At 67.1% G+C, this 19,480-nt stretch carries 20 protein-coding genes; 7 read left to right on the top strand and 13 right to left on the bottom strand.

What is annotated here, in order from left to right:
- Window positions 1-190: 190 nt before the first annotated feature.
- Window positions 191-1,531 (bottom strand): amidase, encoded by a 1,341-nt coding sequence (locus CCS01_RS29090; RefSeq protein WP_104522268.1) that lies wholly within the window; start codon window positions 1,529-1,531, stop codon window positions 191-193.
- 33 nt (window positions 1,532-1,564) lie between these two features.
- Here CCS01_RS29090 and CCS01_RS29085 point away from each other — a divergent pair, with 33 nt between their 5' ends.
- The gene (locus tag CCS01_RS29085; RefSeq protein WP_104522267.1) at window positions 1,565-2,407 is read left to right on the top strand and encodes an NAD-dependent epimerase/dehydratase family protein; all 843 of its coding nucleotides are present in this window, start codon (window positions 1,565-1,567) and stop codon (window positions 2,405-2,407) included.
- The gene (locus CCS01_RS29080; protein WP_104522266.1) at window positions 2,400-3,062 is read left to right on the top strand and encodes a glutathione S-transferase family protein; all 663 of its coding nucleotides are present in this window, start codon (window positions 2,400-2,402) and stop codon (window positions 3,060-3,062) included. Before CCS01_RS29085 ends, CCS01_RS29080 begins: the two co-directional genes overlap by 8 nt.
- Before the next feature lie 589 nt (window positions 3,063-3,651).
- On the opposite strand, the gene CCS01_RS29075 is transcribed toward CCS01_RS29080, so the two are convergent.
- The 3 genes from CCS01_RS29075 to CCS01_RS29065 form a co-directional block, all read right to left on the bottom strand.
- On the bottom strand, window positions 3,652-5,898 hold the full coding sequence (locus CCS01_RS29075) for a putative bifunctional diguanylate cyclase/phosphodiesterase (protein ID WP_158258666.1): 2,247 nt from the start codon (window positions 5,896-5,898) through the stop codon (window positions 3,652-3,654).
- A gap of 152 nt (window positions 5,899-6,050) precedes the next feature.
- Window positions 6,051-6,719, bottom strand: a complete 669-nt coding sequence (locus CCS01_RS29070; protein ID WP_104522264.1) for a methyltransferase family protein — start codon at window positions 6,717-6,719, stop codon at window positions 6,051-6,053.
- Window positions 6,720-6,721: 2 nt separating this feature from the next.
- Window positions 6,722-7,456 carry an N-acyl amino acid synthase FeeM domain-containing protein gene (locus tag CCS01_RS29065; RefSeq protein ID WP_239992450.1) on the bottom strand — a complete coding sequence of 245 codons (735 nt, stop codon included), beginning with the start codon at window positions 7,454-7,456 and terminating at the stop codon, window positions 6,722-6,724.
- Between the two features lie 134 nt (window positions 7,457-7,590).
- On the opposite strand from CCS01_RS29065, the gene CCS01_RS29060 reads away from it, so the two are divergent.
- On the top strand, window positions 7,591-7,809 hold the full coding sequence (locus CCS01_RS29060) for a hypothetical protein (RefSeq protein WP_239992449.1): 219 nt from the start codon (window positions 7,591-7,593) through the stop codon (window positions 7,807-7,809).
- Between the two features lie 580 nt (window positions 7,810-8,389).
- Here the strand turns inward: CCS01_RS29060 and CCS01_RS29055 are convergent.
- The 5 genes from CCS01_RS29055 to CCS01_RS29035 form a co-directional block, all read right to left on the bottom strand.
- Window positions 8,390-8,947 carry a ferritin-like domain-containing protein gene (locus tag CCS01_RS29055; protein ID WP_239992448.1) on the bottom strand — a complete coding sequence of 186 codons (558 nt, stop codon included), beginning with the start codon at window positions 8,945-8,947 and terminating at the stop codon, window positions 8,390-8,392.
- Window positions 8,948-9,807: 860 nt separating this feature from the next.
- Window positions 9,808-10,029, bottom strand: a complete 222-nt coding sequence (locus CCS01_RS29050; protein WP_104522262.1) for a hypothetical protein — start codon at window positions 10,027-10,029, stop codon at window positions 9,808-9,810.
- A gap of 159 nt (window positions 10,030-10,188) precedes the next feature.
- Window positions 10,189-10,527: a HigA family addiction module antitoxin gene (locus CCS01_RS29045; protein ID WP_193540179.1), complete on the bottom strand. Its 339-nt coding sequence runs from the start codon at window positions 10,525-10,527 to the stop codon at window positions 10,189-10,191.
- Window positions 10,499-10,822 (bottom strand): type II toxin-antitoxin system RelE/ParE family toxin, encoded by a 324-nt coding sequence (locus CCS01_RS29040; protein ID WP_104522286.1) that lies wholly within the window; start codon window positions 10,820-10,822, stop codon window positions 10,499-10,501. Before CCS01_RS29040 ends, CCS01_RS29045 begins: the two co-directional genes overlap by 29 nt.
- A gap of 190 nt (window positions 10,823-11,012) precedes the next feature.
- A complete protein-coding gene (locus CCS01_RS29035) occupies window positions 11,013-11,591 on the bottom strand; it encodes a YqaA family protein (protein WP_104522285.1) in 579 nt (192 codons plus the stop codon).
- 89 nt (window positions 11,592-11,680) lie between these two features.
- Between CCS01_RS29035 and CCS01_RS29030 the strand changes: the two genes are divergently transcribed.
- Window positions 11,681-13,369: a thiamine pyrophosphate-dependent enzyme gene (locus tag CCS01_RS29030; RefSeq protein WP_104522261.1), complete on the top strand. Its 1,689-nt coding sequence runs from the start codon at window positions 11,681-11,683 to the stop codon at window positions 13,367-13,369.
- A 52-nt stretch (window positions 13,370-13,421) separates the two neighbouring features.
- On the opposite strand, the gene CCS01_RS29025 is transcribed toward CCS01_RS29030, so the two are convergent.
- The 4 genes from CCS01_RS29025 to CCS01_RS29010 all read right to left on the bottom strand — a co-directional run bounded on the left by CCS01_RS29025 (window position 13,422) and on the right by CCS01_RS29010 (window position 14,834).
- Window positions 13,422-13,751, bottom strand: coding sequence for a type II toxin-antitoxin system PemK/MazF family toxin (locus CCS01_RS29025; RefSeq protein WP_104522260.1), 330 nt, complete (start codon window positions 13,749-13,751; stop codon window positions 13,422-13,424).
- A complete protein-coding gene (locus tag CCS01_RS36265; RefSeq protein ID WP_104522259.1) occupies window positions 13,748-13,948 on the bottom strand; it encodes an antitoxin MazE-like protein in 201 nt (66 codons plus the stop codon). The genes CCS01_RS29025 and CCS01_RS36265 overlap by 4 nt, the downstream gene beginning before the upstream one ends.
- Window positions 13,949-14,095: 147 nt before the next feature.
- Window positions 14,096-14,524 carry a HEPN domain-containing protein gene (locus CCS01_RS29015; RefSeq protein WP_275112983.1) on the bottom strand — a complete coding sequence of 143 codons (429 nt, stop codon included), beginning with the start codon at window positions 14,522-14,524 and terminating at the stop codon, window positions 14,096-14,098.
- Window positions 14,511-14,834: a nucleotidyltransferase domain-containing protein gene (locus tag CCS01_RS29010; RefSeq protein ID WP_104522257.1), complete on the bottom strand. Its 324-nt coding sequence runs from the start codon at window positions 14,832-14,834 to the stop codon at window positions 14,511-14,513. The genes CCS01_RS29015 and CCS01_RS29010 overlap by 14 nt, the downstream gene beginning before the upstream one ends.
- Window positions 14,835-15,184: 350 nt before the next feature.
- On the opposite strand from CCS01_RS29010, the gene CCS01_RS29000 reads away from it, so the two are divergent.
- From CCS01_RS29000 to CCS01_RS28990, 3 genes are all read left to right on the top strand, one after another.
- Entirely contained in the window at window positions 15,185-16,072 is an 888-nt protein-coding gene (locus tag CCS01_RS29000) for a hypothetical protein (protein ID WP_204848466.1), read from the top strand.
- A gap of 726 nt (window positions 16,073-16,798) precedes the next feature.
- Window positions 16,799-17,599, top strand: coding sequence for a hypothetical protein (locus CCS01_RS28995; protein WP_104522256.1), 801 nt, complete (start codon window positions 16,799-16,801; stop codon window positions 17,597-17,599).
- A gap of 189 nt (window positions 17,600-17,788) precedes the next feature.
- Window positions 17,789-19,051 (top strand): ammonium transporter, encoded by a 1,263-nt coding sequence (locus CCS01_RS28990; RefSeq protein ID WP_104522255.1) that lies wholly within the window; start codon window positions 17,789-17,791, stop codon window positions 19,049-19,051.
- The last annotated feature ends 429 nt before the right edge of the window (window positions 19,052-19,480 follow it).

The following is a 19,480-nucleotide window of genomic DNA, read 5'->3' as shown; positions in this document are numbered from 1 at the left end:
GACGCGGTGCCAATCATGTCGGAAGGGGTGAGGGAAGCAGCGAGGTCCGGGCCGGCCCGCAGCTGGTATCTTGGATCAGGCATCTGCGCCGGTATCGTGCCACGGGCCGGAAATGCTTGTCCAGGATGGCGCGGGATTGCCACGCCGGCGGGCGGTGACGGCTGGCCGAAACCGGCGGGAAGCGGCCCCGTCAGCCTGCCACCGCCGCCTCCGCCGCCGCGGCGATGCTGAACAGCCGCGCGTCGCCCAGCGTCTCGCCCATCAGCATCAGGCCGACGGGTGCCTCGCCCGGGCGGTGGCAGGGGATGGAGATGGCGCAGCGATCGAAGAAATTGCCGATGGCGGTGTTGCGCAGGATCAGCATGTTCTGGCTGTTGTAGGCCCGCTCGTCGTCCAGGTCGCCGATGCGCGGCGCGACGATCGGCACCGTCGGCATCACCACGGCGTCATACGGCGCGGTGGCGCGATCGAACGACGCGACCAGCCGGGCGCGGGCGGCGACGAGGTCGATGTAGTCAGCGGCGCTGATGCCGTCGCCGCGCATGATGCGGACGCGGATGCGCGGGTCGTAGCGGCTTCCCTTGGTGCCCAGCAGGCGGCGGTGCCAGGCATAGGCTTCGGACGCGGCGAACCCGCCCGCGGCGTTGACCGCCGGCAGGTCGCCGAAGGCGGCGAAGCGGACTTTCTCGATCCGCGCGCCGGCGGCGGACAGCAGCGACAGCGCCCGCTCGAACGCGGCGGCGACGGTGTCGTCCATGCCCTCCAGCACCAGGGTGTCGGGCACGGCGAGGCGCAGTCCGTCGAGCCGGGCCGGTACCGGCACGGCCGGCGCCTGGCCCGCCAGGATGGCGTCGATCGCGGCGCAGCAGGCGACCCCGGGGGCGAGCGGACCGATGGAATCCAGCGACGGGGCCAGCGGCAGCACGCCCGTGATCGGGATGCGCCGGGCGGTGGGCTTGTAGCCGACGATGCCGCAGAACGCCGCCGGGATGCGGCAGGAGCCGCCGGTGTCGGTGCCCAGCCCCGCCGCTGCCATGCCGTCGGCCACCGCGACGGCGGTGCCCGAGGAACTGCCGCCGGGAATCCGCCGCGACGCCCGGTCCCACGGGCTGGCGGGCGTGCCGTAGTGCGGGTTGATGCCCAGGCCGGAGAAGGCGAACTCGGTCATGTTCACCCGCCCCATCGGCACGAAGCCGGCGGCCAGCATGCGGGCGACGACCGGGGCGTTGACGGCGGCGGGCGGCGCGTCGGCCAGCACGACCGAGCCGGCCGGGGTGGGCTCGCCGGCGACGTCGAACAGGTCCTTCAGTGCGATGGGGATGCCGGCGTACGGGCCGGGCGCGCGGTTGGCCTTGCGCAGCAGATCCATGGCGTCCGCCATGGCGCGGGCCTTGTCGGCTTGCAGCTTGATGAAGGTGCGCGCGCCCTCGCCGGCGGGATCGGTGGCGCGGGCCAGGGAATCTTCCACCAGGGCGCGGCTGGTGGTGGTGCCGCCGGCCAGGGCCTGGGCGAGTTCGTCGATCCTGCGCATGATGCCTCCACCAGTGAACAAGGGGAGCATGCCATGCCTGATACGCCTGCCAAGCCGGTTCTTGTCACCGGAGCCTCCGGCGCGCTGGGAAAGGTGGTGACGAAAGCGCTCGGCGCGCTGGGCTGGACGCTGGCGCTGACCGATATTGCGCCGTTTCCCGAGGCGCTGCCGGCGGGGGCGACGTTCACCCGCGCCGATTTGAACGACGGCGTGGCGATACTGCGGCTGGCCGAGGGCTGCGGGACGATCATCCATCTGGGCGGCGTCTCGGCCGAGCAGCCGTTCGAGACGGTCATCGGCCCGAACATTCGCGGCCTGTATCACATCTACGAGGCGGCGCGGCGGGAGAAGGCGCGGGTGGTCTTCGCCTCGTCGAACCATTCCATCGGCTTTCACGAACGCGCGGAAAGCATCGGCGCCGACACGCAGTTCCTGCCGGACGGGTATTACGGGCTGTCGAAGGCGTATGGCGAGCTGATGGGGCGGCTGTACTGGTTCAAGCACGGGGTGGAGAACGTCAACGTGCGCATCGGCTCGGCATTCCCGGAGCCGACGAACGCGCGCATGCTGGCGACGTGGCTGTCGTATCCGGATTTCGCGCGGCTGATGCAGCGTTGCGTGCTGGCGCCGAAGGTGGGGTGCTGCGTGGTGTGGGGCGCGTCGAAGAACGCGAAGATGACGTGGTGGCGCGACGACGCCCGCGCGGCGGTGGGCTGGGCGCCGGAGGACAGCGCCGACGGGTTCGCCGGGCAACTGGCCGGCAAGGTCAGCGGCGACCCGGTGGAGGAACGTTACATGGGTGGGGCGTTCTGTTCAATGGAGTACTCCCGCGGCGCGCCGGCGCCGGCGGATCTGTTTGGAAACAGCAATGAGTGACGGTGTGCTGGTCATCGGCCAGAAGCGCTACTCGTCCTGGTCGATGCGCGGCTGGCTGGCGGTGAAGCTGGCTGGGCTGGATGTCGAGGTCCGGGTGATCCGGTTCGAGCGGCCGGGGCCGACCAGGGCGATCCGGGCGGTGTCGCCGAACGGGCTGGTTCCGTTTCTTGAGCACAACGGCGCGCGGGTGTGGGAGTCGGTGGCGATCTGCGACTACTGCGCCGAGGTGAAGCCGTCGCTGTGGCCGGCGGACCGGATCGCGCGGGCGCACGCGCGCTCGATCGCGGCGGAAATGCACGCCGGATTCCGCGAGTTGCGGATGGCGATGTGGATGAACCTGGGGCGGGATTTCTCAGGGAAAGGACAGACGCCGGGCGCGCTGCAGGACATCGCGCGGATCGAGGCGCTGTGGGCGGAGGCGCGGGCGAAATTCGGTGCCGGCGGCCCGTTCCTGTTCGGCGCGGACTTCGGCATGGCGGATGCGATGTACGCGCCGGTGGTGACGCGGTTCCTGACCTGGGGCGTGCAGGGAAGCCCGGAGACGGCGGCCTATTGCGCGGCAGTGCGGGGGCACAGGCTGGTGGCGGAGTGGTATGACGCGGCGGCGCGGGAGCCGGCGGATTGGCTGGTCGAGGCTTATGAGCGGGAGCCGTGATCGCCGCATCGCCGCCTGTGCGCCGGGTGTTCCGCAAGTCCGCGCGACGGGCTCCAACCGTGCGTGGTTCGTAACGAGTCGCGCCGGCGGCGGCAGGCAATTGAGATGGCCGGCACGCGCGCGGGGGCTCTGGCCGGGGCGTGGGTGACAGGTTGCGGCTGGTGCCGGATCATCCGCATGGGCGCTAACTTAGGCGGCCGGGCGCGGTCACGCCCCGTCGCTATGGCGGCCGCAGGGCCGCCATCCACGCCTTGCGGCGCTGATATCGGCAAAAGGCGTGGATGGTGGGCCTGCGCCCACCATGACGGGGTGGCAACGGCCGTGCTGCGGATCCCACTATCTTAACGCCAATCGGGCCTCCGCCCGCCATGACACGAGGGGGCCGGTGCCCTGCACCCAATGACGCGGTTAGTCCCTGACGCTCCCTTTGGCGGTTTCCGGCCAGAACCCCGCCCGGCCGCCGATGGCCCCCTGATCCCCTGTGGCCCTCGGCGATCCCTCTTTTCCTCTATGTTGACAGGTATTCTCCATCAACCACGCTTTCCGCGATGCGGACGCACCGTAGCAGACTGCTTCCGGCCCGGCGCCCTCACGTCTCCAGAACGGAAGGCGCGGCGTACCTGACGACGAGTGAATCGCGGGCGGTATTCGCAATTGCAACCGTCGGCCCGGGGCGGGCGGGGTCGAGTCCCGAAAATACCGTGTCCTCGCCGGGCCTTCCGAGCAGATACCCCTGGGCAAAGGCAATGCCGTTGCTGCGCAGCCAGTTCATCTGCCCGACCGTCTCGACGCCTTCCGCAACCACGTAGACGTTCATGTCCGAGGCCAGCCTGCCGATGGTGCGAACGATCGCCGCGACCTTCTGCGATCCCGGAAGATCGCGCGTGAAGCTCTGGTCGATCTTGATCCCGTCGACGTCGAAGCCGCGCAGATAGGTCAGGGACGAATACCCGGTCCCGAAGTCGTCCAGCACGATCCGGACGCCCAGGTCACGAATGGCGGCCAACTGGTTCGTGGTCGTTTCCGACGATACCAGGAACACGGTCTCGGTCACCTCCAGCGCGAGCCGGCCCGGAAGCAGCCCGCTTTCCAGCAGGCACTGCTTCAGGATGCCGACAAACCGCCCGCTGCGCAGTTGCTTCGGCGACAGGTTCACGGCAACCGGAACCGGATTCCGCCATCCCGCCGCCGTATGGCAGGCCAGCCGCAGGACGTACTCCCCCAGCCGCTCCATCAGGTCGCTCGCTTCGGCGTTCGGCATGAACGCGCCCGGCGTCAGCACCCCCCGGGTCGGATGGCGCCAGCGCACAAGCGCCTCGACCGAGACGATGTCGCCCGTCCGGACGTCGACGATTGGCTGGTAAACCAGGAAAAGCTGCTGCTCATCCAGCGCCGAGGCCAGTTCCGCCTGAAGCCGCATGCGCCCGTAGTACTCCTGCTCGAAGTCGAATTCGAACAGGCAGGCAGCCTTCTTGCCTCGTTCCTTGGCGCGATAGAGCGAGAGATCGGCGCGCCGCATCAGGGTCTCGGTATCCGTGCCATGCGCAGGCGACAGCGCGATGCCGACGCTTCCGGATGGCGTGAAGCCAAGATCCTCGATCATCAACGGCGCGGAGAGTGCCTCGGCAATGCGTTCCGCGATTTCGAGCGCATCCGCCTGACCGATGTCCCGCAACAGCACGGCAAACTCGTCGCCGCCGATGCGCGCGGACAGGTCGGTCGGCCGGATGGTTGCCCTGATCCGCTCGGCCACCGACCTCAGCACGTGATCGCCCACGGCGTGGCCGAAATCGTCGTTGACTCCCTTGAAATTATCCAGGTCGATCAGCAGCAGCGCGAAAGCGTCGCCGACCAGCGGATCGCAGGCCGCGCTGACCTCCTCGACGAACGCTGTCCGGTTGAGCAGTCCGGTCAAGCTGTCGTGTCTTGCCAGGAACTCGATCCGTTGGCGGCCGATCCGGGCTTCCGTGATGTCGGACCCGATGCCCCGGTATCCGAGGAAGCGGCCGACGTCATCGTGAACCGGGTGGCCTGTCAGGCACAGCCAGCGGACGCATCCTTCGATCAGGACCGCGAGGATGATGTCCTTGAAGGCGATCCGCTGATTCATGGCCAGGATCAGGTCGCGGAATTCGTCCTCCTGGCTGGCGCGGCAGTGGGCAACGTCGTCGACTGAAAGACTCTCGAGATCGGCCTGGTCGACCTGCAGCACGGTCGCCATCCGGGCGCTGACGTTGCGGAACCGTCCGTGCGGGTCGGTTTCCCACAGCCAGTCGGACGAAACCTCCTGGAATTCCCGCAGGAAGAGGCTGATCGTCCTGTGTTCCTTCTGCAGGTTCAGGCGGCCGATCGAACGCTCCAGCATGGCCTTGTTCATGTAGATCAGGCCGGTCAGCGCGAAGCCGAGGAAGCCGAAGAACGAGTAGATGGCCGTCACCTGGATGGGCTGGGCGACGATCGCAACCGAACACAGGATGGAAATCGGGATGTAGAACGCCAGCGCGGCGGACAGCGGCACGGCAAGCATCGGCGTCGAGACAAGCGCCATGATGAGCCCGACCAGGATGCCCTGCTCATCCGGCCCGGCGCCCATGGCGAACAGGTTGACGAGGGCGCCCCAGGCCACGCCCAGCCCCGCCAGGAGCTGGACCGATTCCCGGATGTAGCTGGTGTCGTCGCCGTGTCGCCGCCAGCGCAGCCCGCCGCCCAGCAGGGCCAGGTAGAGCAACATGATCACGCTGTCGGCGACGGCGGTTTCCGAGGTCACATGCCGCTCGAAGGCGAACGTGAACAGGATGCAGCTGGCGGTCCCGAGGATCGTGAAGAAGAACGTCATGCCAAACAGAAGCGTGGCCTGCTCGTGGCGGATCGGAGGTTCATTCTCCGTACCGCGATAGGAGGTGAAGAGCTTCCTCAGCCGCCGGAAGCACGCGCGCGGCCCTTTGGACCGCGTGGTCGAGACTGGCGCCGGTCCGGCGGAGGGTTCCTTCATTGGGATGACTGGGAAGGCAGAGGCCGCGGCGGAGGGCGCGAACCGGTGGGTTGCCCGGGCAGCTCAGTCCGCCCGGCAGCGGAACTGAAGGTCCGCGGCCGGCGCCGGAGCCGCGGCAGCAGCATGCCGGTCCGTTGCCTGTATCCGTCATAGGCGAGCGACAACCCTGACGATCCGAAGCGCCGTTCCTCGCCCCGCGCGATGCGCACATACCATAGCGTAAGGATCACGGCCATCACCCATTGCCATGACCCGGCGATCAGGGCGGTGCTGATCCAGAAGATGATGTAGGACAGGTAGAAAGGATGCCGCACGAAGGCATAAGGTCCGCCGGCGTGGATCCTGTCCGGCCCGGCATCGCTATAGGCCAGGCGCAGCCGGTGCCGCCTGGTTTCGGCCACGGTCCACCAGAACAGCATGAGGGACGCCGCAAAGCCGGTCAGCCCCGGCATGGTTCCGGCGGCCGATCCGTGACCCTGCCGGAACAGCAGGCCGAGATACGCGAGGTAGGACAGCAGGCTGGCGGCCGACAGTAGGCGCATTCCTTGCGGAATGCGCCCCACCGTCACGAAATGGCCGCGCAGTGCCCAGGCAAACGAGCAGAACGCGACCAGCGATACGAATATAGGCAGGAAGAGACTGGTGCCGGTGATCTGGAGGTTCATCGTCAGGAACGTAACAAGGATACCGGGATGGTTTCGCCTGACAGGAATCCGTCAAGCGTCTCCGTCGCGCCGGCATACGGGTCGATCAGAGGAAATGCGCCGCGGATTTCATCATAGCGTTGACGGGTGCAGGACATGAGCAGCATGGGACAGTTCAGACCCGGGTATGATCGTGCTTCCGTTGCGGGGGTGTAGCCAAGTCGCCGGTAAAACGATACATGGTTCTGCCGCACGCATGCCAGCAATATCTGAGTGTGTGCCATCATGCCGACATATCCGGCGAGGCGGTACAGAAGAAACACCAGCCCCTGGTTGTTTTCCGCGGCCGGGCTTCTGACCAACCGGGTCGTTTCAATGCCGCGGCCACCGATCCCGGTCGGCGTTTGCTGGCGCAGCAAGGCCGTGACCTGTTCGGGATAAGTGTCCATGGCCGGGGACCGCTGCGGCGAGCCGGACGCGAGAAAGCAGGTGCGCACGGACGCTACCGGCTCATGTTGATCATACAGAACGATGGTTTGGCAATTGGAAAGATCATCGTAAATGTCCTGAAACAGTCGGGTTTCGCTTGGTGCGATGAAGCCTGATGCAAGGTAGCTGTCATAGCGCAGCCGGTAGGCGTCGCGTCTGGTCTGGTCATCAAGCGCAAGCCTGGCAAAGTATTGCGACTGGCCGGCTGGTACGTTCGCATGAGCCTGACGGGACACACCGGCGGAATGACGGGTAAGCGAGAGCAACATACTAGTCTCCATGTTTGGTTGCAACGAGGAGACTATATCGATATATATCACCAATCTGCGCGCGATGAGGCTCTCGTCTGAGCAGCTGCAATAATGATCAGGCTGGTGAGGTGCCCATGGCGGAATTTGCTCCGGTGAGAACCGTCGCAGATTTTAGGCAACTGGATGAGGGCGATGTCCTCGAGGGCTACCTCGACGGATTCCACGGTAGCCCCGCACCCGGATCCGATCGCTCCCGGGCCTACTGGCACGGATGGCGCAACGGACGGACCGACGCGGGGTTCGCCGAGCCGGACTCCGCGCAGCAGGCGCTGGATCAGGCGTTCAGGCTGTTGGCGCAGCCATCCGGTTAGCGCGCTTCTCCCGGCCGGAATCGCGCCGGCGCATGGTTTGCAGCCACATTCGTCAGCTTTGGCAGGATCATGCCACGGGCCGGCAGGGCTGATATGGCCTGGTCTGCCGGGATTTCATGCCACCCGATCGACCTGGCCCGGCAATTCCTGGCCGCGCCGTTGCACCGGCGTCCTGGCCGGTTGTACACGCTGCGGCCCGTTGCCGGACCGAGGGTTGGCAAGCGACAGCCGCATACGGCGGCGCCGTGTGGCAACGATAATTTCACGGTGTTGTGATAATGAGTCAATCAAATCATCCGACGCGTTCCCCCATCGTCATGGTCCGGCTTGTCCGCGCCACACGTGCCTGAACAGGTGACGTGGACAAGCCGGGGGAGGGCCCGCGCCCCCGTTGGCGTTAAAATAGGGGTTCAGGCGGTGCGACTGCTTTGTCGTCATGGCGGCTGCCATCCACGCCTTGCGGTGCCGATATCAGCAGAAGGCGTGGATGGTGGGCCTGCACCCACCATGACGGTATAGCAACGCCGGCGCCCCGATCCCACCAGTTTAACGCCTATGGGGTCGGGGCCCCCGGTGCCGATCAGTGCCCCTCGTGCGCCTCCAGCAGGTCGAGCATGTCCGAGGCATGCTCTTCCTCGGTGGCCAGGATGCCCTGCAGCATCACCCGCGTCGCCGGGTCGTCGTCGCCGAAATAGCGGATCAGTTCGCGGTAGTGGTCAACGGCAATCCGCTCCGCGATCAGGTTCTCCTTGATCATGTCGACCAGGTTCGCGCCCTCGGCGTATTGCGAGGCCGAGCGGGTCGCCAGCCCTTCGGGATTGAAGTTCGGTTTGCCGCCGAGCTGGTTGATCCGTTCCGCGACCGCCATCATATGGTCCTGCTCCTCGCGGGCGTGCTGGGCGAACTCGGCCTTGATCGCCTCGCTGGCGATGCCGGTGGCGGTCACCGCATGCATCGTGTAGCGCAGCACGCAGACGATCTCGGTCGCCAGCACCGACTGCAGGATCTCGATCGTGCGCCTGACGTCGCCGCCATAGCTTTTCGTGACCACGCCCTCGGTCATGTTCTGACGGGCCCGTTCCCGCAACGTCTGCACGTCGCTCAGGAACGGTTTGCTGCTGGCCTGGCTTGCACTCACCGCGTTGTCCTTCCCGCCGTTTCGTTCGACCGTCAGGTAGGGAGCGAGAACCGTCTTGCCAGACCGCTCCGCCGCCGCGCGCGGCCTCGTGTACGGGTGGGCGATGGCATGCGGCGATCAGGACAGGGCGAATAGGGAGGGAGAAAGACCCGGTGGCCGGAGCCGCCGCGCTGCATCACGGTCGCCGGCCATGCGCTGGCGTGTCCGGACCTTCCCGGGAGTGACGGTGTGAACGCCTTGGGCGCTCTGTCGCGCGGCCCGCGTGCCGCGCCGTTCATCGGCTGGAGCGACGGCAGCCTGTTGCCTCTGCGAGGAGAGGCCGGGTTCCCGGACCGCGCCTACCAGGCGGCAGGGCCCAGGCTGCAGGCCGAGCGGTCCTGGCGGCTTCATGTGGCCGCGGGATGCGGTGTCCGACCGCGCCGGCCGCCGGGCAAGGACACGCCCTACGGCATGCACACATCCCGGGAACAACCCGGGCCACCTTGGCCGGATGCCGCGGCAATGCCTTCTTGCCGATCCCGCAGCGGTACGGATCGGCATGAAGCGACCGAGGGCATGACAGGCCGCCACCACCCCGGACAGTGACGCGTGCCCCGGTATCTTGGCGTCTTGGCGTTTTATCGGTGGAACCAACCGCACGGGCCAGCGGCGCAGCGCACCCATCAGCGCCGGGCGCGGTGGCACCGTTCCTGTTCAACGCCAAGACGCCAAGATACCGGGGTTCCCGTCGCCGTCCTGCCCGGTGTCACGCGCCTGATCGCGGCAGGCCGCGGCCTGCTGGCCATGACGATGGGCGCCAGGGCCCGCGGCAAACCGTTTCCGAGCTCTGCGCATGCGGTAGGGACGCGCCGGGCCAGTACTCAGGAGCCGAAGGATGAGCCATGCAACGCCACGTGCTCGCCCGTCAGCGTCGCAAGCACGATTGGCGACAGCGTCGTTGATAGATCACCCGTGACTGGCGTCTCCGGCTTGATGGGCTCCGTGGCTTTCGGCGGTTGCTCCGAGGTGGTGGTTGCCTGGCTGGAAAGCGCCGGCATGCCATAGCTGACCCCGCTCAACCCTGTTATGCCGCTGATCGACATGGGCCTCTCCCTGAAGCTGAGAGTTGGGTGCCATCCTGAAAGCACGTTGAATGCCAGGACCCGAGAGCCTTGTCGCGCAACGATTCCCCAACGCCCCATCCGGCAGATCCTGCCGATTGGCCGGATCTTGCCGGGCAGATTGTGCCGCCCGCGGCGGGGCTAGGCCGGATCGACCTCCTTTTCAATGAGTGCGCCGAAGTCGCGCTCGGCAACCGCCAGGTCATGGGCCGCCTGGAGATCGACCCAGAATTTCGCGCCGGTACCGAAATAGCGGCCGAGTCGCAACGCCGTCTCGGCGGTGACGGCCCGCCGGCCGCGCAGGATGTCGGAGATGCGGTTGGCCGGCACCCGCAGCTTCAGCGCCAGGGCACTGGCGGTCAGCCCGCGTGCCGCGAGTTCGTCGGCCAGGGTCTCGCCGGGGTGCGACGGCGGCAGCGTCACGCCGTCGGGGTAGTGGAAGGTTTCCTCATCATCCCGGATCGGGGCCGGAGGAGCCATGACGATCTGATCCATGGCAGTGCGGGTCCAGGATGTGGACGTCATAGGCGTTTCCGTCCTTGAAGCGGAACAGGATGCGCCAGCCGGCGTTGACGTCGACCGACCAGAAGTCCCGCAGGTCGCCCTTCAGCTTGTGCAGGCCAACGCTGTTCAATCCTGCCAGTGCCTGCAGGCTGGAAGCGGTGTTGACCTGCCGAAGCCGCCGGTGGGCGAGCGCGACATCCATGCCGGAAAATCTGGACTTGCCATTTTCGACGAACTGCCGCGTCGCGGAGCCCTTGATCGAGCGGATCATGCGCATTCCCTTGGACCCCGGACAATGCCGGCCGGGGGTTAAGGAATGGTTTACGCCCGCAGGAAAAATCTAATACGCCAAGTGTATTACGTCAAGGATAATACGCGTGGCGTATCATCATATCAGCCGGAGCCGCTCCGACCCGCTGGGTCAATCCAGGAACGCCAACGGGTCTTCCAGCCGCAACGTCTCACATCAGCTTCAGCGCCACGAACCCGCCGACGATGGCGGCCGCCAGCGCGCTGGTGACCAGGGTCAGCCGCCGCTCGATGAAGTCCCGCACCGAATCGCCGAAGAAGTGCAGCAGCGTCGCCACCAGGAAGAAGCGGGCGCCGCGGGTCAGCACGCTCGCCGCCATGAACACCGCGAACTCGAACCGGGCCGCGCCTGCCGCGATCGTCACGATCTTGTAGGGTATCGGCGTCAGGCCTTTGATCAGGATGATCCACAGGCCGTATTCCTGGAACTTCGCCTGGAACGCCGCATACGCCGCGCCATACCCGTACACGTCCAGGATCGGCCGGGCCACCTGGTCGAACACGGCGTAACCGATGAGGTAGCCCAGCGCGCCGCCGGTGACGCTCGCCGCGGTGCAGACGGCGGCGAACCGCCTGGCGTGCCGCGGCTTCGCCAGCGCCATCGGGATCAGCAGCGCGTCGGGCGGGATCGGAAAGAAGCTCGCCTCGGCGAAGGCGATCAACGCCAGCCACCACGTTGCGTAGCGGGAGCCGGCCAGCGTCAGGACGCGCGCATAGGTTCTTTGCAGCATGGCGCGCATGTAACAGGCCGCGCGTCCCTGGTCACCTGCAAACAGCCCGCCTATCGTGCCCGGCAAAACAAGCAGGAGACGCAACCAGGATGCCCACCACCACCGTTGCCCGGCTGCTGGCCGACAGTCTCGAAGCCCACGACGTCGATCAGATCTTCTGCGTCCCCGGCGAGAGCTATGTCGGCCTGACCAGCGTGCTGACCGAGCGCAACACGATCCGCATCATCGTCTGCCGGCACGAGGGCGGCGCCGGCTTCATGGCGGTGGCCGACGGACGGCTGCGCCACCGCGCCGGCGTGTGCATCGTCTCGCGCGGCCCCGGGTTGTCGAACGCGATGGTATCGCTGCACTCCGCCTGGCACGACGCGACGCCGATGGTGATGCTGGTGGGCCAGGTCGAGCGGCGGGATTTCGGTCGGCTGGCCTTGCAGGAGCAGAACTATTCACGCCTGCTGTCCGACATCACGAAAAGCGTGATCGAGGTGAACGAACCGGAGCAGGCCTCGGAAGCCATCGCCCGCGCGTTCCACGTCGCCGAAAGCGGCACGCCCGGCCCGGTCGCGGTGATCCTGCCGGAAGACATTTTCGACGAGACCACCGACGCTGCGCTCGACCCGCCCCGCCCGCGCGTCGTCGCCGGCCCGCGGACGCAGGACCTGCAGCGCCTGGCCGAGATGCTGGCGCAGGCCGAGCGTCCGCTGGTGCTGGTGGGCGGGGCGCTGCTGGCCGGCAGCCTGTACGACCCAGCGGTGTACGACGATCTGCGTCGGCTGTCGGAGGACTGGGTGCTGCCGATAAGCCCGACGCACCGGCGGCCGCAGTTGTTCGATGCGCATCATCCGAACTACGGCGGCTACATGGGCATCCGGGTGCCGCCGGCGCTCATCGGCGAGATGAAGAAGGCGGATCTGCTGGTGGCACTGGGCGAGCGGCTGACGGACACGGTCAGCCAGTCCTACAGCTTCCCTAGCGCGCCGCAGCCGCAGGTGCCTCTGGTGCACATCTGGCCGGACGCCAACGAGGTCGGCCGGGTCTGGCGCCCCGACCTGGGGATGCCGTGCGATCCGCACGAGGTGATCAAGGGCCTGCTGGCGCTGCCGCCGCCGGCGGACGCGGCGAAGCGGCGTGACTGGACCGACGGGCTGCACCGGATCCACCGCTCGCTGCTGGAAAAGACCTGGGAGCCGGCGACGGACGGGCTGAATTTCGCCGCCGTGGTGTGCGAGATCGACAAGCACCTGGCGGACGACGCGGTGGTCACGTCGGACGCCGGCAATTTCGGGTCGTATGTGCACCGGTATCTCCGCTTCCGGCCGGGGCAGGTGTTCCTGTCCTCGGTCGTCGGCGCCATGGGCTCCGGCATGCCGATGGCGGTGGCGGGCACGCTGCGCCGACCGGGCCGGCAGGTGGTGGCGTTCATGGGCGACGGCGGCGCGCTGATGATGGGCAACGAGATCGCCACCGCCTGCCAGTATGGCGGCGCGCCGATTGTGATCATTTCAGACAATGCGATGTATGGCACGATCGGGATGCATTCGTATGTGCGCTATCCGGACCGCAGGTTCATGGAGGCGACGCGGCTGACCAATCCGGACTTCGCCGCCTGGGCCCGCTCGTTCGGCGCCGAGGGCATCACCATCCGCACGGAGTCCGAGGTCGCCGACGGCGTCGCCCGGGCGTTTGCGGTGAAGACGAAGCCAGTGGTGGTGCACTGCCTGACCTCGGCGGTGCAGATGAGCGCGTGGCGGCGGTTCCAGCATGGGCCGACGCTGCCGTGACGGCGCGGTGACCGGGGACGATCGGCCGGGGCTGGCGGTCCGGTGCCAGGGGTCAGTCGGCCAGTCCCATCACGAAGGCCAGCGCAACATTCAGCCGCCGGAGGTCGTCAGCGCCCAGGCGGCCGATGACCTGGGCGATACGATCCCGCCGGACCGTCACGGGCTTGTCGGCCATGATCTGGAATGGCACGCGCGGCCCGTTTTCCGCGCCTGGGTTGACGGTGATACGAAAATCCGGCGCATCCGCAATGACGGATGTCATCTGGCAGATCACGACCGAGGCATGCGTTTCGGGGAAGGCGTCGGTCTGCACGATCACGGCCGGTCGAGGCTTGCCGTAGTCGCCTGCTGCCGCGACGACGACCACGTCGCCACGCCTCATTGTTCGGACGAAACCTCGGGCATGTCGAATTCGGAAACCGCCTCGTTCCATCGCAGGGCATCGGCCTCGTTGGCCTGATGGAGGTTCGCGACCTGTCTTGCCACTCTCTGCCGAACCGTTGCGGTCCGCGGATCCGGCGTGACGATGTGCACCTCCCGCAAGCCTTGCGCACGGCGCCGATGGCGCATTGCCTTCATACGGTCTGCCGGGGCCGTCACGTTCGTTCTCCGGTGTCGGTTCGGCTGTGAGTGTAACGCGTTACATCCTTCCGCTGCAATGGCCGCCAGAGGTGGACGAGACGCCGGAGCAAACGCTGCCGTCGTGACGCGGTGACCGGGGTCTGTTCAGTCGCTGCCGATGAGGCTCGCGACCTCGACGGCCAGGCGTGTCAACATCGTTGTATAGCGATCGACTTCCTCAGCTGTCGGAGGCGGCTCCGGTTCGTCTTCCAGGCTGGGATAACGAGAGGCAACGCTCCAGACCGTCAGGGGTCGCAGCGATTCCAGCGTTTCAGTGAACTGCGGACAGATTGGCAGCAACCGGGTGACGCGTTCATCCAGGTCATGCACGCGCCGGAACGGCTCGCCGTTCAGGACACGGCGTGACTTGACCAATTTCTCGGCCGCCTGCTGCAAATGGTAGGCGGCAGCACCGTGGCGTGGCCGGGGCAGGCGCGCGGCCGCACCGGCGACGTCAAGGTCCTCTTCGGCGATCACCAGCCATCGCCGGGCCTCGCGCCGGTTCTCCGGCGCTGTGCAATCAGTCTTGCTCATAGACCGCAATGCCATCGACTGTGGCTTCATAGGCCAGTGTGCCGGCGATCCTGGCGCGTCGCCGATAAACTGCCTCACGCACCGGGATGCTATCCACCGCCTGGTCATAGCCCCGGCGCGCCTCCCAGTCGGCTTTCAGCGTCAGCCGCTCGGCCGGGGCGTCGTCGTCGAGTATCACCAGAAGATCGAAATCGCTGTCCGGTCCGCTCTGCCGCCGCGCCTGGGAGCCGAACAGGATCACCCGGCGCGGGTGAAAATAGCGCACAACGCGATCCAGCAGCGCAGCCGGCACCAGCGGCTCCTGGCTCATGGGACAGCCCCTCTCCTCAACCTGGGCACAGGCAGCATAGCACAGAGCTTGCCGCATGTACGCAATTTGCTCCGGGTCGGACGTCCCTCCGGCGGGCAGTCACCGCTCCCACCGCCGCGACGCCGCCCCGAGCGCGCACCACGAGCACCACGACCGGCGCCATCGCCGCCACGGGGTCTACTGCCGGCAGGGCTCCGGTCCTGTCACCGGCCCGGGCGCAGGCACGATATTTCCTCGGTTTCCGGATCGTTGCGAATGCCGGCAATCCCGCCCGTGTGGACCAGGGCCGGAGCCCGGACTACACTGCGCCGCAGCGTTGAACGCCACCAACAACAGGGAGTCCGGGAAGCATGAACGACACCGCCATGCCGCAGTTCGACCGCAGCGTCGAGGACGTCGGCAACATCGTCGAACTGGGCCATGTCAACGTGCGCGTGCCCGACCAGGGCAAGGCGATCGCCTACTACCTGATGGGCCTGGGCCTGACCCGCGACCCGTACCTGATGACTGGGCTCGAGAACATGTGGGTCAACGTCGGCCGCGGCCAGTTCCACCTGCCGACGCGCGGCACCGACGTCGTCCGCGGCACCGTCGGGCTGGTGATCCCGGACCGCGAGGCGCTGCTGCGGCGGCTGGGCCATGCGCAAAAGTTCCTGGAAGGCACGAAATTCAGCTTCCGCGAGACGGAAGATGCGGTTGAAACCACCTGCCCGTGGGGCAACCGGATGCGCGTGCACGAGCCTGACCCGGCGCGTTTCGGCGGCATGCGGCTGGGCATGCCGTACGTGGAGTTCGACATCCCCGCCGGCACCGACCTCGGCGCCATCGCCCGCTTTTATGTCGAGATCCTGGGCGGCATCGCCGGCGTGGCGAAGGATGAGCGCGGGCCTTATGCCTGGGCCAGCACCTCGGCCGAGAGCAAGGTGACGTTTCGCGAGACGACCGCGAAGCTGCCGGAATACGACGGGCACCACATTCAGATCACGCTGGCCGATTTCTCCGGCCCGCACAGGAAACTGCAGGAGCGCGGGCTGATCAGCGAGGAAAGCGACCAGCACCAGTACCGCTTCCTCGACATCGTCGACGTCGACAGCAACAAGCCGCTGTTCCGGGTGGAGCACGAAACCCGCAGCATGCGGCATCCGATGTTCGGGCGCACCTACGTCAACCGCAATCCGGAGATGACCAACCGCAACTTCGTGCCGGGCTATGAAGTGGGGCTGTGGGCGCTGAGCTGACGATCCGCCGGGGGCGATCCGGTGGCCGTTCTCTTTCCGTCATGGCCGGGCGTGTCCCGGCCATCTGCGCACAGGCGGCGGGGGGTGGATGGCCGGGACACGCCCGGCCATGACCGGGGGCAACGGACCTCTCGCCCATTTTCCGCCATCGCGGTGCCGGCGCGCCAGCTGGCTACAGCAGACCGCAGGTCGGTTGGGACGCACAGGTGGCCTGTCCTCATCGTCATGGCCCGGCTCGTCCGGGCCACCTGTTCGAGCACCTATGCCGCGACGGGTGGCCCGGACAAGCCCTACGCAATGCACACATCCTGGAAACGAGTCGGAAATGACTGTAAAATCAAATGCTTGCCTGGGCGCCAAGAGCGTTCCACCATCGTCATGGCCCGGCTTGTCCGGGCCACCTATTCCAGCACTTGTGCCGCGACAGGTGGCCCGGACAAGCCGGGCCATGACGAAAGGAAAACGCAGCGGCGGACCGTTTCCGAGATGTGTGCATCCCGTAGGGACGAGCCGGGCCATGACGATGCGGGTGCGCCGTCGCCCTGTCCCAACCGACCTGCGGTCTGCTGTAACTCCGTGGGTTCTTCGTTCCCTCCGTATTGAAGATCAGCCGGCAAGCCGGCACGATCGGCAGCCAGTGCGCACCGCCGCCGATCCCGCTTCCACCCGCCGCCATTGGCCATTCTATTCCGAAAATACAACAAGCAACCCTCCGGAAACCGATCCATGCCCCTTCCGCCCTACCACGTCTCCGCCCACAACACCGCCAAGGCCTCGGAGAACAAAATCCACGACGACGCCACCGCCCGGCGCTTCGGCTTCAAGGGCGGCTTCGTCGGCGGCGTCAACGTCTACGCCTACATGGCGCACCAGCCGGTCGCCCTGTGGGGCCGCGCCTGGCTGGAGCGCGGCACCGGCGCCGCCCGCTTCATGAAGCCGGTCTACGATGGCGCGATCGCCGAAGTCGCCGCCGTCGAGGACGCCGACGGCCTGGCGCTGAGCGTGCACAGCCAGGACGTGCTCTGCGCCTCCGGCCGGGCCGGCCTACCGCGTGTTGCCGAGCCGCCCCCGGCGCTGGACGACTTCAAGGCGGTGCCGCCCCGGACCGAACGCCGGCCGGCCGACGAGGCATCGCTCGCCGTCGGCGACTGGCTCGGCATGATCCCGCTGCCGTTGACGGCGGAGGCGCACGCCCGGGACCTGGCGGATCTGCGCGAAACCGACCCGCTTTACGCCCGCGAGGCGATCGTGCATCCCGGCAGCCTGCTGCGCTGCTGCAACTGGGTGCTGAGCCACAACGTCATCCTGCCTGCCTGGATCCACATGGGCAGCACGGTGCGCAACCTGGGCGTCGGGCATGTCGGCGACACGCTGACCGTGCGGGCGCGCATTACGAGAAACTATCAGCACAAGGGCCACAAATGGGTCGAGCTGGACGCCCTGGTGGTTGCGAATGAGACGAAACCGCTGCTTCGCGCGACCCACGTCGCGATCTACCAGCCACGGCAGGCAGCCGAAGCGGCCTGACGGCACCTCTGCCTAAAAAACAGGCGGCATTGCGGCGCCGTCATAGCTACCAAACCCGGCAGATTGCGCTGCTGTCGTGCGCAATTCGCTGCCCAATTCTTCAGCAGCGTGGCGTTTCCGGCGACATTCGCAGTGACGGACTCCTGGCACGTTTCTTGACTCGCATGGTTGCAGATTTGGAGGACAATCATGCAAACGATTGTACCAGGGGACGTCGCCTGGGTGCTTGTCAGCACCGTTCTGGTGCTGCTGATGACCGTGCCGGGCCTGGCATTGTTCTATGCCGGGATGGTGCGGAAGAAGAACGTGCTCGCCATCATGATGCAGTCGTTCAGCCTGTGCGCGGCGATGACCATCGTCTGGATGGTGGCGGGCTATTCATTGTCGTTTACCAACGGCTCGGCCTTCATCGGCGATTTTTCCCGCCTGTTCCTGAACGGCCTGGGCGAGACCTGGGACAAGCCGTTCACGCTGGGCGCCGGCACCGCCGCCGCGCAGCCGACGACCATCCCGGAAAGCGCTTTCCTGATGTTCCAGATGGCGTTCGCCATCATCACCCCGGCGGTGGTCACCGGCAGCTGTGCCGATCGGATGAAGTTCTCGGCAATGCTGATCTTCTTCACCCTGTGGTCGCTGGCGGTCTATGCCCCGCTGGCGCACTGGGTGTGGGCGCCGACCGGCTGGCTGGCGCAGATGGGCATCGCCGACTTCGCCGGCGGCACGGTGGTGGAGATCAACTGCGGCGTCTCCGGCCTGGTCTGCGCCCTGATGCTCGGCCGGAGGCTGGGCTACGGGCAGGAGAACATGGCGCCGTGGAACCTGAGCTACGCCGTCGTCGGCGCCTCGCTGCTGTGGATCGGCTGGATGGGCTTCAACTCGGGCGGCGCGCTGGGCGCCAATGCCCGCGCCGGCATGGCGGTGCTGGTGACGCAGATCGCCGCGGCCGGGGCAACCGCCTCCTGGACCTTCGCCGAGTGGCTGCTGCGCGGCAAGCCCTCGGTGCTGGGCGCGATCTCCGGCGCGGTGGCGGGACTGGTGGCGATCACCCCGGCCGCCGGCTTCGTGCTGCCCGGCCCGGCGCTGGGCATCGGCCTGGTCGCCGGCATGGTGTGCTTCTGGACCGCCACCGAACTGAAGGCGCAACTGCGCTATGACGACAGCCTGGACGCGTTCGGCGTGCACGGCGTCGGCGGCATCATCGGCATGCTGGCGACCGGCTGGTTCGCCTATGGGCCGCTGTCGGCGACCGCCGATGCCAAGGCCGGCGTGTACTTCGGCGGCGCGGCCCTGCTGGGCGTGCAGGCGGTGGGAGTCGTCGTGACCGTCGTCTGGTGCGCGGGCGTCAGTTGGCTGCTGCTGAAGATCACCGACATGGCAGTCGGCCTGCGGGTGACCCGCGAGCAGGAGCGCGAGGGCCTCGACATCGTGCTGCACGGCGAACAGGTTTTGTGAGCCGGGGAGCGGGAGCGGTCGGTACCTAACCATCGTGGCCGGGCATGTCCCGGCCATCCACTTTTCCCTTGCGATTGCAGCACAGATGGCCGGGACACGCCCGGGCCGACGATGCCGGCTGCGCCTTTCAACAGGCCCGTCATGGCATCAGCCGCCGGAATGACGCTGTGCTCTGTGGCCCGCACGCTGTCGCTGGGTTGAAACAGTCTGCTGATGCCATCGCGTGCCCCGCGTTATTGCCCGGAGCGGAGGCAGACCGCACCGGCCGTCTTGGTCGCCGCTCTGCCAGGTCTGTAATCATTATACCAACGGCCCCGACCGTTGACTCGTCTGTGACTTGGAGCGACGCGGCGGTCCGTGATTCGCAGGCGTCTCCAAGACAGGGAGACAGCGATGACCGTAGCGATCACCGGCCAGGATCTCTCAGCC

Source organism: Rhodopila globiformis (assembly GCF_002937115.1).
Lineage (GTDB): Bacteria > Pseudomonadota > Alphaproteobacteria > Acetobacterales > Acetobacteraceae > Rhodopila > Rhodopila globiformis.
The sequence above is the reverse complement of the archived record's forward strand: the minus strand, read 5'-3'. Positions and strand labels throughout refer to the sequence as shown.

What these genes read in the sequence shown, in the direction of transcription:
- CCS01_RS29090 (WP_104522268.1), bottom strand. Translation starts at nt 1,531, where the DNA reads ATGCGCAGGATCGACGAACTCGCCCAGGCCCTGGCCGGCGGCACCACC.
- CCS01_RS29085 (WP_104522267.1), top strand. Translation starts at nt 1,565, where the DNA reads ATGCCTGATACGCCTGCCAAGCCGGTTCTTGTCACCGGAGCCTCCGGC.
- CCS01_RS29080 (WP_104522266.1), top strand. Translation starts at nt 2,400, where the DNA reads ATGAGTGACGGTGTGCTGGTCATCGGCCAGAAGCGCTACTCGTCCTGG.
- CCS01_RS29075 (WP_158258666.1), bottom strand. Translation starts at nt 5,898, where the DNA reads ATGACGTTCTTCTTCACGATCCTCGGGACCGCCAGCTGCATCCTGTTC.
- CCS01_RS29070 (WP_104522264.1), bottom strand. Translation starts at nt 6,719, where the DNA reads ATGAACCTCCAGATCACCGGCACCAGTCTCTTCCTGCCTATATTCGTA.
- CCS01_RS29065 (WP_239992450.1), bottom strand. Translation starts at nt 7,456, where the DNA reads ATGTTGCTCTCGCTTACCCGTCATTCCGCCGGTGTGTCCCGTCAGGCT.
- CCS01_RS29050 (WP_104522262.1), bottom strand. Translation starts at nt 10,029, where the DNA reads ATGTCGATCAGCGGCATAACAGGGTTGAGCGGGGTCAGCTATGGCATG.
- CCS01_RS29045 (WP_193540179.1), bottom strand. Translation starts at nt 10,527, where the DNA reads ATGGCTCCTCCGGCCCCGATCCGGGATGATGAGGAAACCTTCCACTAC.
- CCS01_RS29040 (WP_104522286.1), bottom strand. Translation starts at nt 10,822, where the DNA reads ATGATCCGCTCGATCAAGGGCTCCGCGACGCGGCAGTTCGTCGAAAAT.
- CCS01_RS29035 (WP_104522285.1), bottom strand. Translation starts at nt 11,591, where the DNA reads ATGCTGCAAAGAACCTATGCGCGCGTCCTGACGCTGGCCGGCTCCCGC.
- CCS01_RS29030 (WP_104522261.1), top strand. Translation starts at nt 11,681, where the DNA reads ATGCCCACCACCACCGTTGCCCGGCTGCTGGCCGACAGTCTCGAAGCC.
- CCS01_RS29025 (WP_104522260.1), bottom strand. Translation starts at nt 13,751, where the DNA reads ATGAGGCGTGGCGACGTGGTCGTCGTCGCGGCAGCAGGCGACTACGGC.
- CCS01_RS36265 (WP_104522259.1), bottom strand. Translation starts at nt 13,948, where the DNA reads ATGAAGGCAATGCGCCATCGGCGCCGTGCGCAAGGCTTGCGGGAGGTG.
- CCS01_RS29015 (WP_275112983.1), bottom strand. Translation starts at nt 14,524, where the DNA reads ATGAGCAAGACTGATTGCACAGCGCCGGAGAACCGGCGCGAGGCCCGG.
- CCS01_RS29010 (WP_104522257.1), bottom strand. Translation starts at nt 14,834, where the DNA reads ATGAGCCAGGAGCCGCTGGTGCCGGCTGCGCTGCTGGATCGCGTTGTG.
- CCS01_RS29000 (WP_204848466.1), top strand. Translation starts at nt 15,185, where the DNA reads ATGAACGACACCGCCATGCCGCAGTTCGACCGCAGCGTCGAGGACGTC.
- CCS01_RS28995 (WP_104522256.1), top strand. Translation starts at nt 16,799, where the DNA reads ATGCCCCTTCCGCCCTACCACGTCTCCGCCCACAACACCGCCAAGGCC.
- CCS01_RS28990 (WP_104522255.1), top strand. Translation starts at nt 17,789, where the DNA reads ATGCAAACGATTGTACCAGGGGACGTCGCCTGGGTGCTTGTCAGCACC.